We start from the raw sequence: 15,048 nt of genomic DNA, 5'->3' as shown, positions 1-15,048 counted from the left end.
TAATGGCATATATCCCCATCGCATTCTTTCGCCTAGAATCCCGTCCTGCGCCCGGCACGGGTGCAACCCTCCGATCAATGCAGGATTCCACCCCATGAGCCAGAACCTGATCTCCCTCGACCTCACCGCCGACGCCGTGGCCGCCATCGACGCCGCCCTCGACACCCTCGAAAAGCACTTCGCCAACTTCATCGAACTCACCCCCGAGCAGCGCCAGAAGCTGCCCAAGATGGGAGACAAATCCGAAGCCTTCTGCCGCCAGACGCTCATCGTGCTGGATCAGAGCAAGGCCATGCTCCCCTCCACCTTCGACCTTGCCGAAGCCCAGGGCGACATGCTTGCCTTCGATACCCTGCGCCCGCGCATCCAGCGCCTGCGCGCCCTGCTCTCCAAGGGTGAGGACACCCAGATGGCCCTCGGCAGCGATGTCCTCAGCGCCTCCTACGACGGCTATGCCCTGGCCAAGGTGTCCGGCAAGGGCGCCGCCCTCGAAGCCCTCAAGGAAGCGATCTCGGTGCGCACCCGCAAGCCCAGGGCCAAGCCCACCACCCCGGACGCCTGAACCCCACCGGGCCGCAGCCCGGCAGGCCCGCCCCCGTTGACCTGGAACGGGCCCCTCCTGCCCTTTCCCTTTACCGCGTGCCCTGGGCACGCGTTTTTTTTGCCCTCGCCGCATCCCGGACGGGCACCGGAGCACATCACTGCATCGATGCAGTTCCGAACTCCGCGGTTGCTGCTTTAAGCAGCGGCAACGCAGTTATCAACTGGACCGATGCACTTGATAGCAGCACCGATGCAGCTTTCAAGTGCATCGGTGCAGTTCCGAACTGGACCATTGATGCTTTTTGCAGCAATGCCGGAGTTCGGAACTGCATCGATGCAGCAAAAAGCATCAATGGTTCAGTTAAGGGCTGGATCGGGGGTGCGGGCAACGCCCGCGACGCCGCCTCAGGCCGGGAAAGCCTGGGCCAGCAGGGCGTCGAAGCTGGCCTGGGCCTTGGCGGTGGCGGCGGCTTGCTGGGCCTGGAGGGCGCGGATGGCTTCGACGCGCTGGGCAAACTGGCGCTGGAGGTCGATGGGGGGCAAGGGAACCGCGATTGTCTTTACGTCTTGCTGATTGATGCTTGACTGATTGATCGCGTGCTTCGCATTGGCGAGAAAATGCCTTTTGGCATACGCCGTTTGCAGAAGCTCTATCAGAAACTCCGGAAAAACACGCCCTTCATTCAACGTCATCCGCATCATGTTGGATTCGAATACCGTTGGTTCCACAAGAAGCGGAATAATGGCGCTCTTTCCGAGGTATTCAACGCTATTGACCCGATTGATCACGATGTCACGCGAATTCAGGCGGAACTTGTGGCGTTCGTCTTCTGAAACCCGAACTCTCTTCAGGCTTGCCATGTCACGGACACGGCCATCATAGAAGGCGTCAATACGCAGGATGGGCGTTCCCTCGCCGTAATGGGAACTATGTTTGTACAAACCGTTTTGCGGCCCGTCCTCCAGCAGCGCCCCGAGCGGCACAAGCGGCAATCCCTTCGGATTCGCCGCCGGGTCGCCGAACATCTCGATGAACAGCGCCGGAATCAGCTCGGCGGCCTTCTTCTCCGCCTCCCGCCGCAGCCGGACGATGCCTTCCGCGCGGGAGAGGATGTCGACGATGCGGCGTTGTTCGGGGAGCGGGGGGACCGGGACTTTTGTCGATGCCAGCTCTGTCCTTCCGATTGCTGCAAAAGTAGAACCCTGTCCCAAGCTAGCGAGCGTTGGCTCAGCGTGACGTATGCAATACCTAAGATACTGAACATCAAGAAAATCGGTTTTTGCACGTACTGATGCTAGTCCGCGACCAATACAGCAACGGGTGTCGGCAAGGTTGCTTGGCCCAACAGGTGCCCGAACCGAAATAAGAATATCCCCTGGCTCAGCGACCTTCTTTGGCTCACTGCACCATTTACGCGGTATTGGATATGTCTCTCCAAATTCCGACTTACCTTGAAAAAATGGCAAGCCGTTACCCCTCTCGTTGTAAGTTTCACCTGGTGGGGATTGCCCCATCGTGATGTCCGCAATATCGGCTAGACAGGCTATTGGCCAAGCGTTCATACCCCCTCCCCCAGCAACCCCCGCAGCCCCTCCACCTCCTCCGCTATCTCCGCTTCGATCGCCGCCAGTTCCGCGAGCAGTTCGCGGGGGTCGCGGTGTTCGACGGTGCTGCGGCTCATGGGGCGGTAGCGGCCGGCGGAGAGGTTGAAGTCGTTGGCGCGGAGCTGGGCGGTGTCGGCAAACCACCACTTCTCGGTCCATTCGGCGTCGGGATCGCGGGCGGCCCAGGTGGCGGCCAGCGCGGCGCGGCGGCGGTAGGCGTCGGCGAGGGCGGGCAGGTCGTCGTCGGCCACCGGGGCGTCGTGGTTGGCGTCGAGCTTGTAGCCGTCGTGGTCGGCGTGGAGGAAGAGCACCTGCCCGGTGCGCCCGCCCCGGCGGAAGAACAGCACCGAGGTCTTGACGCCCGAATAGGGCTGGAACACGCCGCCGGGCAGGCTGAGCACGGCCTCGACGCGGTTGTTCTCGATGAGCTGGCGGCGCAGCTCGCGGTGGGCGCCGGTGGAACCAAACAGCACGCCTTCGGGCACGATCACCCCGCAGCGCCCGCCGCCTTCGCCATCGGCGGCGCCTTCGCGCAGGCTGTCGAGCATGTACTTGAGGAAGAGCAGCTCGGTGGCGGTGGTGGTGCCGACCTTCACGTCTTCGATGATGCGGGCCTTGTCCACCCGGCCGGAGAAAGGCGGGTTGGCAAGGATGACGTCGTAGCCCCGCTCGGGCAGGCCGAGTTCGGCCTTCTCGGCGGCATCGAGGGCGCGGGTGAGCACGTTGCGCTTGAGGATGCGCACGTCGGGCAGGCCGCGCAGGGTGAGGTTCATGGTGGCGAGGCGGACCATCTTGGGGTCCACGTCGTTGCCGTAGAAGGTGCCGGTCTGCAGGCGGGCGACTTCGGGGCCGGAGAGGCGGTCGCCGTAGCCACGGCGCTGGCGCTTGCCGTCCACTTCGTCTTCATGGATGGCGGCGGGGCTGGAGTGGGCGAGGCGCAGGTGGTTGTAGGCGGCCACCAGAAAGCCGGCGGTGCCGGCGGCGGGGTCGTAGATGGTTTCGCCGAGCTGCGGGTCGATCATCTCGACGATGGCGCGGATGATGTGGCGCGGGGTGCGGAACTGGCCGAGCTCGCCGGCCTGCCGGATCTGGCGCAGGACGTGTTCGAAGAGGTCGCCCTTGGTGTCGGCGTCGGACTGGTCGAGGCGCAGGCCGTCGACGAGGCTGACGACCTGGGTGAACACGGTGGGTTCGTCGATGGTGAGTCGGGCGCCGTCCATGAAGTTGTGGGCGGTGCGCTGGCCGAGTTCGGCAAAGAAGGGGAAGACTTCATCCCGCACAAAGCGCACCAGGGCTTCGCCATTCAGGCCCTTGGCCCACACGGACCAGCGAAAGCGCGAGCGCGGGATGGTGGTGACGCCTTCGGCGGGGGCGTTGAGGGGGTTCTTGAGGGTCCAGTCGCCATCGAACAAGGGGGTGTAGGCGAGCTTGTGGACCTTGGCCTTGCTCTGGTTGGCGGCGTCGATGCCTTCGACGAGGTAGAAGAAGAACAGGAAGGAGAGCTGTTCGGCGTTGCTGACGGGATCGGGGTAGCCACCGCCGAAGAGGTAGTCGCGGATCTGGTCGATGGACCGGCGCATGTCGGGGGTGAGGGGCATGGGATGGGCGCTGGCGGGAACGTCGAAAGGGCCGCCATTGTGGCAAACAGGACGGCGAGGTCAATGCCGGCGGTGGGCCGGCGGGGTTTCAGCGGTTGGCGGCGGGGGCGTCGCCCGGGCGCGGGGGCGAGCCATCGTCGGTGCCGAAGAGGGCGGCGTTGAGGCCGGCAAGCAGGGCATCGAGGGGCGCGGGGCCGCCAAAGATGCGCAGGGCGCCGGGGAGGCCGCCAAGCTGCTCGAAGACATGGAAGCAGGCGAAGTGCTCGGGCTGGAGGGCGTCGAGGCTGTCGGCGTTGGCGCGGATCTGGTTGCCGAGTAGGGCAAGCCAGCGTTCCTGTTCGGCATCGAGCCCGGTCTGGCGGAGCAGCCAGGCTTCGAACTGCGCTCCGAGTTCGGCGGCGCGGGCTTCGACGGCGCCGGGGATGACGAGCTTGCCGTCTTCGTCGAGGGTCATCCAGCCCCGGCTGGCGGGGTCGATCTGGTCGTGGATGTCGAGGCCGAGCAGGCGGCGCGGCTGGTAGCGCTTGCGTGCCGGCTCGGTGACCACGCCGCCTTCGCCCCAGGTGTCGGCGTCGCCGTGGAGATCGGTGACGCCGACGAAATCGAACAGGGTGAAGATGGGCTTGCCAGGGAGCTTGCGGGTGCCGCGGCCGCGCATCTGCTGGTAGAGGATGCTCGACCGGGTGAAGCGGGCGAAAACAAGATTGACGATCTCGGGGCAGTCGAAGCCGGTGTCGAGCATGTTCACCGAGACGAGGATCTGGGGAAACTTGTCTTTCTTGAAGCGGCGGATCTTGGTGTAGGCGTCGGCTTCGTCGTCGGGGCCGAGGTCGGAGACGACGTAATCGGCGTAGCGGGTGGCGGGGTCGGGTTTGAGATCGGCAAAAGCGTGGTCGAACATCTCGGCCAGGGTGGCGGCGTGGCGCTTGGTGACGGCAAACACGATGGTCTTGCCCAGGAGCGGCTTGCGCAGCACGCCGGCGCCATCCATGTAGCCATTGTCGTAGACCTGCCGGAACTCGCGGACGATGGCGCGGTTGCGCTCGGGGATGGTGAAGCGGCGTTCGAGGGCGGAAGGGTCGACGACGATGGTGTCTTCGGTGCCGAAGAGCAGTTCGAGTTCGGCGCGGGTGTCGGCATCCATGCCGTGCCAGTCGAGTTCGTCGCGCTTGACCGGAAAGCCGCCCTCGGCCGCGGTGAGCACCGTCTTGGCCCGGTAGATCTGGTAGGGCGCGAGATGGCCGTCGGCAATGGCCTGCTTGAGGGTGTAGGAGTAGGTGGGCTGATCGACTTCAAAGAACCGCAGGGTGTCGCGCACGAAGAGCTGGTCTTCGTCGTCGCCGGGGTCGGCCGCCGGCGCCACGCAGGGGGTGGCGGTGAGCCCGAGCTGGATGCCGTCGAAGTATTTGAGTACCCCGCTCCATTTGCCATAGATGCTGCGGTGGCATTCGTCGCTGATGATGAGATCGAAATAGCCGGGGGAGTAATCGCGGTAGATGTTGACCATGCTCTGCAGCGTGGTGACGGTGATGTTCTTTTCGTCCTGAAAGCGCTGGCCGCTGCGCTGGACGTAGGCGGGGTAGTCGGGCAGGTGTTCGGTGAGGGCGTCGATGGTCTGGATGGCGAGGGGGTTGCGGTCCACCAGAAAGAGCACCCGGGTGATGCAGTGCGCTTCGAACAGGCGCTTGATGAAGGCGGCGGCGGTGCGCGTCTTGCCGGTGCCGGTGGCCATCTCGACGAGCAGTTTGCGCCGGCCAAGGCCGATCTCACGGCACAGGGCGTCGATGCAGGCGATCTGGTAATAGCGCCCGGCGATGCGGGTGTCGGTGGGCACATCCTGCGGGTTGCGGCGCAGCTGGAGCGTGGCGGCCCGGCGTTCGAGGTCGTCCTGCTTGAAGAAGGTCTTGACTGGCCGGGGATGGGCTTCGGCCTGCCATTCCCAGAACTGGGTTTCGCGGCCGTTGGCCAGAAAGACGTAGGCCACACCGAGCTGCTGGGCGTAGCGTCGGGCCTGGGCCGCGGCGAAACGGGGATCGATGGAAAAACGCTTGGCCTCGATGACCGCCAGCGGACGACCGCGCCGGTCGTAGAGCACGTAGTCGGCAAAGCCACCATCGGCGAGCGCCACTTCGTAGCGCACGGCGTTGGCGTCATGGATGTTCCAGCCCTGATCGGTGAGCTGGGTGTTGATGAGGATGCGGGCACGGGCTTCGTTGTCGTTCATGGACGCAGACCTTCCGAGGATGCCGCCATCTTACCCGCGTCGGTCGCCTGTCTCGCTGGATGCGCCACCCGCTGGCCGAAAATCCAGGGCGGTGCAGCGTGTTTGCAGGTCGGCCCCCAGTCCGACAGCGCGGCAATCCGAACGACGGGTGCGTGCCTTACGGCACCACCACGGCCAGCCGGCGTTCGAGGGCGATGCCGTCGGGGAAGACCGTGGCGCCCAGGGCGATGACTTCGACGCCGGCGGCGAGGGCTTCGCGCAGGGCCTGGCCGTAGGCGGGGTCGATGTGGTCGGCGGGGCGCACTTCGGTCACGTCGCCGCGCTGCACGCAGAACACCAGCACTGCCCGGTGGCCGGCGGCGACCATCGCGGACATCTCGCGCAGGTGTTTGGCGCCGCGGGTGGTGACGGCATCCGGGAAGTAGCCCACGCCACCCTCGACGGCGGCGGTGACGTTCTTGACCTCCACGTAGCAGTCGGGCCGGCCGGGGGCTTGCAGCAGCAGGTCGATGCGGCTGCCTTCGCCGTACTTTTGTTCGGGGCGGATCGTCGGGTAGCCGGCGAGTTCGGGCACCGTGCCGGCCTCGATGGCCTCGCGCACCAGGGCGTTGCTGCGCCCGGTGTGCACGCCGACGATCACGCCGGGGGCGGTCTCGACCAGTTCCCAGGTCCACGCGAGCTTGCGCGCGGGGTTGTCGGCGGGCGACAGCCACACCCGCATCCCAGCGTCCTTGCAGCCTTGCATCGAGCCGGTGTTGGGGCAGTGGGCGGTGACGAGGCCGGCGGGCGTGTCCACGTCGGCGAGGAAGCGCTGGTAGCGCCGCACGAGGCGGCCTTCGAGGAGCGGGGCGGGGAAGCGCATGGGCGGGGCGGCGGGTCGGGGGTGACGGGCGCAGCTTACCAGCCCGGCGCGGCGCCTCAGCCGATGCCGAGCCCCCACAGCAGGGCGCTGATGGTGACGAAGGAGGCGCTGGTGGCGGCGACCAGGGCGGCGGCGCTGACGCCTTCGTGGCCGAACTTCTGCGATAGCAGCGGGTAGATCGACAGCATCGGCATGGCGGCGTTGAGCAGGGCGGCGCTGGCGAGCTGGCGGTCGCTGCCGGGAAACGCCCACAGCAGCGCGAACACGCACAGGGGGTGGAGCAGCAGCTTGCCGCCGACGATGAAGGCGATGTCGCCGAGCATTCCGCGCAGGCTGAGCCCGGCGAGGGTGCCGCCGATGCAGAACAGGGCGACCGGCGCGGAGGCGACCGACAGCATGTCGATGGCCTTGGCGAGGGGCAGCGGCATCGTCAGGCCGGTGGCGGTCCAGGCCACGCCGGCGGACATGGCGAGGATGAAAGGGTTGCGGGTGAGGCGGCGCAGGATCTCCCGCAGCACGGTGGTCCAGCGCTGGGCACCGCTGCCGGCCACTTCGGCGAGGGTGAGCAGCAGCGGCATCATCACCAGCCCCTCGACGAGGGCATAGACGGCGAGCGCGCTGCCCGCCACGGGTCCGAACACCTGGTGAGCGATCGGGTAGCCGATGAAGGCGCTGTTCGACATGGAGGCGCCGAGGGCGTGCACCGCGCCGGCCTGCAGGCCGCGACCCCGGGCGAAGCCGCTGACGGCGAGCACGATGCCGGCGGCGAGCAGCGAGCCGGCGGTGTAGACCGCCAGCAGGTGGCCGCTGACCAGTTCGCCCAGGGCGCGGGCCGACATGGCCTTGAACAGCAGCGCCGGCAGGGCCACGTTGATGACGAAGACGCCCAGCGGGCGCATCTCGGCGCGGGTCAGCAGGCCCAGGCGCACGGCGGCGAAGCCGATCGCGATGAGCAGGAAGATCGGGCCGGTGATGCCCAGGATGGTCAGCAAGGGAGTCTCGACGCAGGGTTGCAGGCTGGGGATTCTAGGGCCTGGGCCCGCGAGGATAAATCGCTTCGATGAACATCACTGTTCGCGCCGCCGGAATAGTGGCGGGGCGTCAGGTCGGGCGGGCGAACACTTCGGCGAGCCAGTCGACGAAGACCCGCACCCGCGGCGAGAGGTGGCGGTTCTGGGGGTAGAGCAGGTTGACCGGCAGCGGCGGGGCGCGGAACTCGGGCAGGACCTCGACCAGGGTGCCGGCGGCGAGCTGACGGGTGACGTGATAGACCGGCACCTGGATCAGCCCGAAGCCGGCCTCGCAGGCCGCCACGTAAGCGTCGCCGTTGTTCACCGCCAGGGTGTGGGGCAGGGTGAGCGATTCGACCTTGCCGGCGACCCTGAACTCGAAGGGCACCGACTTGCCGGTGGAGGCCGACAGGTAATCCACCGCCTGATGGTGGGCGAGATCGGCCAGGCGGGTCGGGGTGCCGGCCCGGGCCAGGTAGGCGGCGCTGGCGCAGCACACCTGCTGCAGGCTGGTGAGGCGGCGCGCGACCAGCGACGAGTCGCGCAGCTCGCCGATGCGCAGCACGCAGTCGACGCCTTCGCGGATCAGGTCGATCTGGCGGTCGGTGACGCTGATGTCCACGGTGATGCGCGGGTAGCGGGCGCAGAACTCGGGCAGGGCGGGGATCAGCACCAGCCGCCCGAAGGAGACCGAGGCGTCCACCTTGAGGCGGCCCTGGGGGTGGCTGGCGGCCTGGGTGAACGAGGCTTCCACGTCGTCGATGTCGGCCAGGATCGCCACGCAGCGCTGGTAGTAGGCGTCGCCATCGAGGGTGGTGCGCACCTGCCGGGTGGTGCGCTGCAGGAGGCGCACGCCCAGGTGGGCCTCGAGCTGCTTGATGATCTGGGTGGCGGAGGCGCGGGGCAGGTCGAGCTTCTCGGCGGCGCGGCTGAAACTGCCCAGCTCGACGATGCGGGTGAATAGCTGCATGGCCTGGAAGCGGTCCATGGCGGGCTCCGATTGTTTCTGCTGGATGAACAGTGTTGCTGTTTATCGTGCATTTATCAATGCCGGGGGGACACCCATAATTCGGCGGACATCCCGTATTGCGAGGCAGGAATCATGGATTACGTACGTTTCGGCGCCAGCGGCCTGAAGGTGTCGCCCCTGTGCCTGGGCTGCATGACCTACGGCACGCCGAGCTGGCGGCCGTGGGTGCTCGACGAGGCGGCCAGCCGGCCCTTCATCCGGCAGGCGCTCGACCTGGGCATCAACTTCTTCGACACCGCCGACATGTATTCCCTCGGCGAGAGCGAGGCCGTGCTCGGGCGGGCGATCCGCGAGATGGTGCCCCGCGACGACGTGGTGATCGCCACCAAGGTGTTCTACCCGATGAGCGCCAGGCCCAACGACCGCGGCCTGTCGCGCAAGCACATCCTGGCCAGCATCGACGCCTCGCTGGGGCGCCTCGGCACCGACTACGTGGACCTCTACATCATCCACCGCTTCGACCCCGACACGCCCATCGAGGAAACCCTGGAGGCGCTCGACACCGTGGTGAAGAGCGGCAAGGCGCGCTACATCGGCGCCTCGTCGATGTACGCCTGGCAGTTCATGAAGCTGCTGGCCTTCCAGCAGGCCAACGGCCTGGCCCGCTTCGTGTCGATGCAGAACCACTACAACCTGGCCTACCGCGAGGAAGAGCGCGAGATGCTGCCGCTGTGCCGCGACCAGGGCATCGCCGTCACCCCGTGGTCGCCGCTGGCCCGCGGGCTGCTGGCGGGTAGCCGTGGCAGCGGCACCAAGCGCGACGAGACCGACACCCTCGCCCACGGCTGGTACAACCAGCAGGCGATGGAGGCGGCCATCGTCGAGGCGGTGCAGCAGGTGGCGGCGGCGCGCGGCGTGCCGGCGGCGCAGGTGGCGATGGCCTGGGTGGCCGGCCGGCCGGGCATCACGGCGACGCTGATCGGCGCCTCCAAGCCCCACCATCTGCCCGACGCGGTGGCCGGTATCGGGCTGCAGCTCACCCCGGAAGAGATCGCCCTCCTCGAGGCGCCCTACCGTCCGCGCCCGGTCGCAGGCCACGAATGAGCACCCGCGCGCTCCCCAACCCCGCAGAGAACACCACAACAATGATTACCAAGGACTGGTCGGTTTCGTCGGTCACGGCGGGTTTCCTCGCGGTGCTGATTTCCTATTCCGGGCCGCTGATCATCTTTTTCCAGGCCGCCCAGTCGGCCGGCGTGTCGCCCGAGATGATCTCCTCGTGGGTGTGGGCGATCTCCATCGGCGCGGCGCTGTCGGGCATCTTCCTGTCGTGGGTGCTCAAGGTGCCGGTGGTCACGGCTTGGTCGGCGCCGGGCACGGCGCTGCTGGTCACGCTGTTCCCCGGCCTGTCGCTGAACGAGGCGGTGGGGGCCTACCTCACCACCGCCGCGGTGCTGTTCGTGATCGGCGTCGCCGGCTACTTCGACAAGCTGCTCCGGCACGTGCCCAAGGGCGTGGCCGCCGGCATGATGGGCGGCATCCTGTTCCAGTTCGGCGCCAACGCCTTCAAGGCGGCGGGCTCGATGCCGCTGCTCACCTTCGGCATGGTGGCCGCGTACCTGCTGCTCAAGCGCTACGTGCCGCGCTACTGCATGGTACTGGTGATGCTGGTGGGGGTCGGGCTGGCGGTCGGCATCGGCGGCGCCGATCTGTCGGGCGTGCACCTGTCGCTGGCCACCCCGATCTTCATCGCGCCGGAATGGACCTGGAGTTCGACCCTGAGCTTCACCGTGCCGCTGATCCTCGTCAGCCTCACCGGCCAGTTCCTGCCGGGCATGGCGATCCTGCACGGCTCGGGCTATCCGACACCGGCCAAGCCGATCCTGATGGCGACCAGCGTCGCGTCGGCAGTGGTGGCCTTCTTCGGTGGCATCACGATCGTCATCGCGGCAATCACGGCGGCGCTGTGCACCGGCAAGGATGCCCACGAAGACCCGTCCAAGCGCTACGTGGCGGGCATCGCCAACGGTGTGTTCTATCTCATCGGCGGCTTCTGCGGCGCCACCATCGTGTCGCTGTTCACCCTGCTGCCGAAGGAGTTCGTGGCGGTGCTGGCGGGCCTCGCGCTGATCGGCGCGATCACCGCCAACCTGATGGGCACCATCAACCAGGAAGACCACCGGGAGGCGTCGGTCATCACCTTTCTCGCCACTGCGTCGGGGATGAGCTTCCTGGGCCTGGGCTCGGCGTTCTGGGGCGTGGTGATCGGCCTGGCCGCCTACGTGGTGCTGCACCGGGTGAAGCCCGCGCCCGCCCGCTGAGGCGCGTCCGGCCGTGCATCCCGCGCCCCGCCCGCCGCACCGGCCCGCGGGGCGCTACTCATTAGTGGGTAGGTCGGCAATGCTGTATCGTTGCGGATGTCGGCGCGTTTCGCGCCGTCGCCAGATCGCCCACCGCAGCCATCCACTCCGCCATGTCCGATCGTTCCCCCGCCGCCACGCCGCCCGTCCCCGACTACCTGCGCGACACCTACACCTGGGCCTATCTCGACCACCGCACCGTGCCGTGGCTCGACCGCCCGGTCGTGGTGTCGGCGATCCTGTGGGGTAACGCCGACCGCCTGATGTCCGCCGCCGTGGCCGAGTTCGAGCCGGGCCAGCGGGTGCTTCAGGCGGCGGCGGTGTATGGCGATTTCTCGCCGCGGCTGGCGCGCCGGCTGGGCGACGCGGGCCAGCTCACGGTGCTCGACGTGGCGCCGATCCAGATCGCCAACACCCGCCGCAAGCTGGCGCCGTGGCCCCACGCCCACGCCCAGGTGGCCGATCTCACCCAGCCGGTGGGGACGCGCTTCGACGCGGTGTGCTGCTTCTTCCTGCTCCACGAGGTGCCGGCGCCGGCGCGTCGCCGCATCGTCGCCAATCTGCTCGACGCGGTCGGACCGGGGGGCAAGATCGTCTTCGTCGATTACCACCAGCCGCGCTGGTGGCACCCGATGGGGCCGGCGATGGCCTTCGTGTTCCGCTACCTCGAGCCCTTCGCCAATTCCTTGCTGGCCGAATCCATCGAGACCCTGGTGCCCGAGACGGCCGATTTCGAGTGGCGCAAGGAAACCCTGTTCGGCGGGCTGTACCAGAAAGTCGTGGGCGTGCGCCGCGCCTGATCCGCGCGGCGTCTCGCGTCAGCCCAGGCTGTCGAGGCAGCGGGCGAGGGCCGGCAGGCCTTCGCGGATCGCGGCCACGCCGGGCGCCAGCAGGATCGCCGATTTCACCTCGAACACCCGCCCGTCGCGTACCGCCGGGATCGCGTCCCAGCCCGGGCGGCGGGTTACGTGGTCGGGCTGGAAATGCTTGCCGCACCACGAGCCGACGATCACGTCCGGCGCGCGGGGAATCACCACCGCCGCGTCGGCCAGGATGCGCTCCCGGGCGTTGGGATGCACCGACAGCTCGCCGAAGCAGTCCTCGCCGCCGGCGATGCCGATCAGCTCCGAGACCCAGCGGATGCCGGTGATGAGCGGCTCGTTCCACTCCTCGAAATACACCTTCGGCCGCCGCCCCAGGCGTGCCGCGCGAGCCTCGCCGTCGGCGCGGGCGCCGGCGATGGCCTGCTCCAGCTCGGCAACGAGCTGCAGCGCGCGGGCTTCGGCGCCCACCAGCCGGCCAACCGTCTCGACCATCGCCAGGATGCCCTCGACGCTGCGGTGGTTGAACACATGCACCGCCACCCCGGCCTTGACCAGATCGCGGGCGATGTCGCCCTGCAGGTCGGAGAAGGCCAGCACCAGGTCGGGCTGCACCGCCAGGATGCGCTCGATCTTGGCGCTGGAAAATCCGCTGACCTTGGGCTTTTCCTTGCGCGCTCGCGGCGGGTGGGTGGTGAAGCCGGAGATGCCGGCGATGCGCGCCTCCTCGCCGAGCAGGTAGAGCACCTCGACGGTTTCGGTGGACAGACAGACGATGCGTTCGGGCAGGCGGGGCATGGGCGGGACCGGATCGGAAATTCAGCGGGGAAAGGGCGCCGGGCAGGCGGCGGTGTCGACGGCCGGGTTGCACAGGCGCACCTGAGCCAGGAAGGCTTCGGCCGCGGCCTGGGGGCCGGCGCCGTCGGCGCGCACCTGGGCCAGCGTCCCGGCCGGCTGACGCCAGGCGCGCTGGATCACGTAGAGGTAGTCGGGCCCCTCGATGGCCTTGACCACGGCCAGCTCGGCGAAGTTGGTGTCGGGCACCTGGGGGCAGATCAGCACGGTCTGCAGGGTTTCGCCGCCCTGCCGGCCATCGCCCCAGCCGAGGGCCTCGACGGTGCCGGCCGGCACCCCGCAGCGACGGGCGCGGGCGGCCTGCATGCCTTCGAGCAGGGCCAGTGCCTGACCGGCGCCGCGGCTGCGCGGCAGGCCCTGCACGGCGACGAGCTGGGTCCAGTCGCGGCCGTTTTCGCCCAGCGGCACGAAGTCGGCACTCCACGCGCCGCCGGCGCTGGCCCCGGTGGTTGCGGCCGGCACGCTGTCGGGCGGCACGGGCAGGTTGAGCCAGCGTACCATGCCGCCGCGCTCCTCGTTGCGGCGCGCCTCGGCCAGCTCGCGCAGGCGGCGGTAGGCGGGGTCGAGGGTGGCCTGGAAGTCGCCCGCGCCGTGTTCGGCCACCACCAGCTGCGAGCTGTTGCGCTCGAAGCGATACCACACGTCGTACTCGCGCGTCTTGCCGCAGGCCTGCACCGTCCAGCGGTCGAGGGCGTGGTGGATGCGGACCGGCCGCGTCTCGATCAGATCCGGTGCCGCCTGGACGGTGGCCAGCACCTTCACGTCGGTGCAAGGGGGCGTGGCGCGGGCCTCGAGGGCGGCGAGACGGGCGAGCACCTTGTCCTGGGCGTCGGCGTTGCGCCAGGCGCCGGCGTAGCCGGGCACCTTGCGCGCGTCGGCGGGGACTGCCGCGATCTGGCCGATGCGGGTGACGATCTCGCCGGGCAGCGGCCCGCCGTCGGCGGCCAGCGCCGGTCCGGCGAGCAGCGCGGCGAGGAATGTCGGGGCCAGGCGCCGCGGGGTCATCGCCGGCTCCGCGCTTCGTCGAGTTGGCCGCACAGGCGCTCGGCGCCGTCGAGAATGCGCGGGGTGTGGCGCTGGATCAGGTCGGGCGGGATGAAGAACAGGTTGCCGCGGGCCACCGCCGGGAGCTTGGTCCACTGGCGCCAGTCGTCGAGCCATTCCGGCCGGCCCTCGCCCATGCCGCTGGCGACGATGACTTCCGGCGTCGCAGCGAGCACCGCCTCGGCGTCGATGGTCGGCGCCAGCATCGGCAGCTTGGCGAAGACGTTGTCGCCGCCGCACAGGCGCATCACGTCGGAGATCAGGTGTTCGCCGTTCACCGTCATCAGCGGGCGGTTCCAGGCTTCGTAGAAGACGCGCACTGGCGGCCGCGTCGAGTACTTCGCGGCGAGCGCGGCGTGGCGCTTGCGAAAGCCCTGGGCGGCGGCGTCGGCCACCGCGCCGGTGCCGGCGAGCTTGCCCAGCTGGGCGACGCTCCTGGCCACGTCGTCGATCTTGCGCGGTTCGTTCACGAACACCGGGATGCCCAGCGCGCGCAGCTTGCCGAGTTGGGCGTCGCGGTTGCCGCTCTTCCAGGCGACGACCAGGTCGGGCTTGAGGGCGACGACCTTTTCCATGTCCACCGTGGTGTAGCCGCCGACGCGGGGAATCTTCTTTGCCGCTTCGGGGTAATCGCTGTACTGCACGGCGCCGACCACCCGCTCGCCGGCCCCGGCCGCGAACAGCATCTCGGTGATATGCGGCGCGAGGCTGACGATGCGCGTGGCGGGCTTGTCGAGGTGTACCGGCTGGCCCTGGTCGTCGGTCAGGTCGATGGCGGCGCGGGCGCAGGGCGCGCCGAGGGCGAGGGCGAGGAGTGGGGCGAGGAACAGGGGGCGCATGGGCGGGCGGTTCAGTCGAGGTGGAGGCGGGCGAGGGCGGCGTCGAGACGGGCCCAGGCGGCGGCGTCGCCGGGCAGGCCGAAGCGCAGGCCGGCGGGAGTGTCGAACAGGCGGGTCAGGATGCCCTGGCTGGCCAGCGCGGCGTGGATGGCCGCGGCGTCGGCGCGGGGGCGCCACTGGAACAGCGCGGTGCCGTTGCCGCCGCGCAGGCCGTGGCGATCGAGCAGCCCGGCGAGGCGCCGGCTGGCGGCGGCGAGCTGTTGGCGGGCGGCGGCCTGCCAGGCCACGTCGTCCAGCGCGGCGGTGCATACCGCCCG

14 protein-coding genes and 1 pseudogene are annotated in these 15,048 nt (G+C 68.7%); 4 read left to right on the top strand and 11 right to left on the bottom strand.

Annotation, left to right across the window (positions count from 1 at the left end; all coding sequences use genetic code 11):
• Positions 1-94: 94 nt before the first annotated feature.
• Complete coding sequence (locus ACE3P2_RS06510; protein WP_374262379.1) at positions 95-562, top strand: hypothetical protein; 468 nt, start codon at positions 95-97, stop codon at positions 560-562.
• 136 nt (positions 563-698) lie between these two features.
• On the opposite strand, the gene ACE3P2_RS06505 is transcribed toward ACE3P2_RS06510, so the two are convergent.
• The 7 genes from ACE3P2_RS06505 to ACE3P2_RS06475 all read right to left on the bottom strand — a co-directional run bounded on the left by ACE3P2_RS06505 (position 699) and on the right by ACE3P2_RS06475 (position 8,830).
• Positions 699-893 carry a hypothetical protein gene (locus ACE3P2_RS06505; RefSeq protein WP_374262376.1) on the bottom strand — a complete coding sequence of 65 codons (195 nt, stop codon included), beginning with the start codon at positions 891-893 and terminating at the stop codon, positions 699-701.
• A gap of 55 nt (positions 894-948) precedes the next feature.
• The gene (locus ACE3P2_RS06500) at positions 949-2,106 is read right to left on the bottom strand and encodes a restriction endonuclease subunit S (RefSeq protein WP_374262374.1); all 1,158 of its coding nucleotides are present in this window, start codon (positions 2,104-2,106) and stop codon (positions 949-951) included.
• Entirely contained in the window at positions 2,103-3,746 is a 1,644-nt protein-coding gene (locus ACE3P2_RS06495) for a class I SAM-dependent DNA methyltransferase (protein ID WP_374262372.1), read from the bottom strand. The genes ACE3P2_RS06500 and ACE3P2_RS06495 overlap by 4 nt, the downstream gene beginning before the upstream one ends.
• A gap of 88 nt (positions 3,747-3,834) precedes the next feature.
• Positions 3,835-5,970, bottom strand: coding sequence for a DEAD/DEAH box helicase family protein (locus tag ACE3P2_RS06490; protein WP_374262369.1), 2,136 nt, complete (start codon positions 5,968-5,970; stop codon positions 3,835-3,837).
• A 157-nt stretch (positions 5,971-6,127) separates the two neighbouring features.
• Positions 6,128-6,832: a DNA/RNA nuclease SfsA gene (gene sfsA, locus ACE3P2_RS06485; protein ID WP_374262367.1), complete on the bottom strand. Its 705-nt coding sequence runs from the start codon at positions 6,830-6,832 to the stop codon at positions 6,128-6,130.
• Between the two features lie 56 nt (positions 6,833-6,888).
• The gene (locus ACE3P2_RS06480; RefSeq protein WP_374262364.1) at positions 6,889-7,824 is read right to left on the bottom strand and encodes an AEC family transporter; all 936 of its coding nucleotides are present in this window, start codon (positions 7,822-7,824) and stop codon (positions 6,889-6,891) included.
• Positions 7,825-7,933: 109 nt separating this feature from the next.
• On the bottom strand, positions 7,934-8,830 hold the full coding sequence (locus ACE3P2_RS06475; RefSeq protein WP_374262362.1) for a LysR family transcriptional regulator: 897 nt from the start codon (positions 8,828-8,830) through the stop codon (positions 7,934-7,936).
• Between the two features lie 114 nt (positions 8,831-8,944).
• On the opposite strand from ACE3P2_RS06475, the gene ACE3P2_RS06470 reads away from it, so the two are divergent.
• From ACE3P2_RS06470 to rquA, 3 genes are all read left to right on the top strand, one after another.
• A complete protein-coding gene (locus ACE3P2_RS06470) occupies positions 8,945-9,916 on the top strand; it encodes an aldo/keto reductase (RefSeq protein WP_374262359.1) in 972 nt (323 codons plus the stop codon).
• Positions 9,913-11,133 (top strand): benzoate/H(+) symporter BenE family transporter, encoded by a 1,221-nt coding sequence (locus tag ACE3P2_RS06465; protein ID WP_374262356.1) that lies wholly within the window; start codon positions 9,913-9,915, stop codon positions 11,131-11,133. The genes ACE3P2_RS06470 and ACE3P2_RS06465 overlap by 4 nt, the downstream gene beginning before the upstream one ends.
• Positions 11,134-11,285: 152 nt before the next feature.
• Positions 11,286-11,972, top strand: coding sequence for a rhodoquinone biosynthesis methyltransferase RquA (rquA, locus tag ACE3P2_RS06460; protein WP_374262353.1), 687 nt, complete (start codon positions 11,286-11,288; stop codon positions 11,970-11,972).
• An 18-nt stretch (positions 11,973-11,990) separates the two neighbouring features.
• Here rquA and ACE3P2_RS06455 read toward each other — a convergent pair whose 3' ends face one another.
• The 4 genes and pseudogenes from ACE3P2_RS06455 to ACE3P2_RS06440 form a co-directional block, all read right to left on the bottom strand.
• Positions 11,991-12,791 carry a cobalamin-binding protein gene (locus ACE3P2_RS06455; RefSeq protein ID WP_374262350.1) on the bottom strand — a complete coding sequence of 267 codons (801 nt, stop codon included), beginning with the start codon at positions 12,789-12,791 and terminating at the stop codon, positions 11,991-11,993.
• Positions 12,792-12,812: 21 nt separating this feature from the next.
• Entirely contained in the window at positions 12,813-13,853 is a 1,041-nt protein-coding gene (locus tag ACE3P2_RS06450; RefSeq protein WP_374262348.1) for a hypothetical protein, read from the bottom strand.
• Positions 13,850-14,731, bottom strand: a complete 882-nt coding sequence (locus ACE3P2_RS06445) for a cobalamin-binding protein (RefSeq protein WP_374262345.1) — start codon at positions 14,729-14,731, stop codon at positions 13,850-13,852. Before ACE3P2_RS06445 ends, ACE3P2_RS06450 begins: the two co-directional genes overlap by 4 nt.
• An 11-nt stretch (positions 14,732-14,742) precedes the next feature.
• A pseudogene (locus ACE3P2_RS06440) lies at positions 14,743-15,048 on the bottom strand (threonine-phosphate decarboxylase); the annotation flags it as partial.

It is taken from the genome of Zoogloea sp. (assembly GCF_041911615.1).
GTDB lineage: Bacteria > Pseudomonadota > Gammaproteobacteria > Burkholderiales > Rhodocyclaceae > Zoogloea.
This window is presented reverse-complemented; position numbering and strand designations above follow the sequence as displayed.

Excerpts from the sequence above, each read along its gene's own strand:
- ACE3P2_RS06510 (WP_374262379.1), top strand. The coding sequence starts at position 95 with ATGAGCCAGAACCTGATCTCCCTCGACCTCACCGCCGACGCCGTGGCC.
- ACE3P2_RS06505 (WP_374262376.1), bottom strand. The coding sequence starts at position 893 with ATGCTTTTTGCTGCATCGATGCAGTTCCGAACTCCGGCATTGCTGCAA.
- ACE3P2_RS06500 (WP_374262374.1), bottom strand. The coding sequence starts at position 2,106 with ATGAACGCTTGGCCAATAGCCTGTCTAGCCGATATTGCGGACATCACG.
- ACE3P2_RS06495 (WP_374262372.1), bottom strand. The coding sequence starts at position 3,746 with ATGCCCCTCACCCCCGACATGCGCCGGTCCATCGACCAGATCCGCGAC.
- ACE3P2_RS06490 (WP_374262369.1), bottom strand. The coding sequence starts at position 5,970 with ATGAACGACAACGAAGCCCGTGCCCGCATCCTCATCAACACCCAGCTC.
- sfsA (WP_374262367.1), bottom strand. The coding sequence starts at position 6,832 with ATGCGCTTCCCCGCCCCGCTCCTCGAAGGCCGCCTCGTGCGGCGCTAC.
- ACE3P2_RS06475 (WP_374262362.1), bottom strand. The coding sequence starts at position 8,830 with ATGGACCGCTTCCAGGCCATGCAGCTATTCACCCGCATCGTCGAGCTG.
- ACE3P2_RS06470 (WP_374262359.1), top strand. The coding sequence starts at position 8,945 with ATGGATTACGTACGTTTCGGCGCCAGCGGCCTGAAGGTGTCGCCCCTG.
- ACE3P2_RS06465 (WP_374262356.1), top strand. The coding sequence starts at position 9,913 with ATGAGCACCCGCGCGCTCCCCAACCCCGCAGAGAACACCACAACAATG.
- rquA (WP_374262353.1), top strand. The coding sequence starts at position 11,286 with ATGTCCGATCGTTCCCCCGCCGCCACGCCGCCCGTCCCCGACTACCTG.
- ACE3P2_RS06455 (WP_374262350.1), bottom strand. The coding sequence starts at position 12,791 with ATGCCCCGCCTGCCCGAACGCATCGTCTGTCTGTCCACCGAAACCGTC.
- ACE3P2_RS06450 (WP_374262348.1), bottom strand. The coding sequence starts at position 13,853 with ATGACCCCGCGGCGCCTGGCCCCGACATTCCTCGCCGCGCTGCTCGCC.
- ACE3P2_RS06445 (WP_374262345.1), bottom strand. The coding sequence starts at position 14,731 with ATGCGCCCCCTGTTCCTCGCCCCACTCCTCGCCCTCGCCCTCGGCGCG.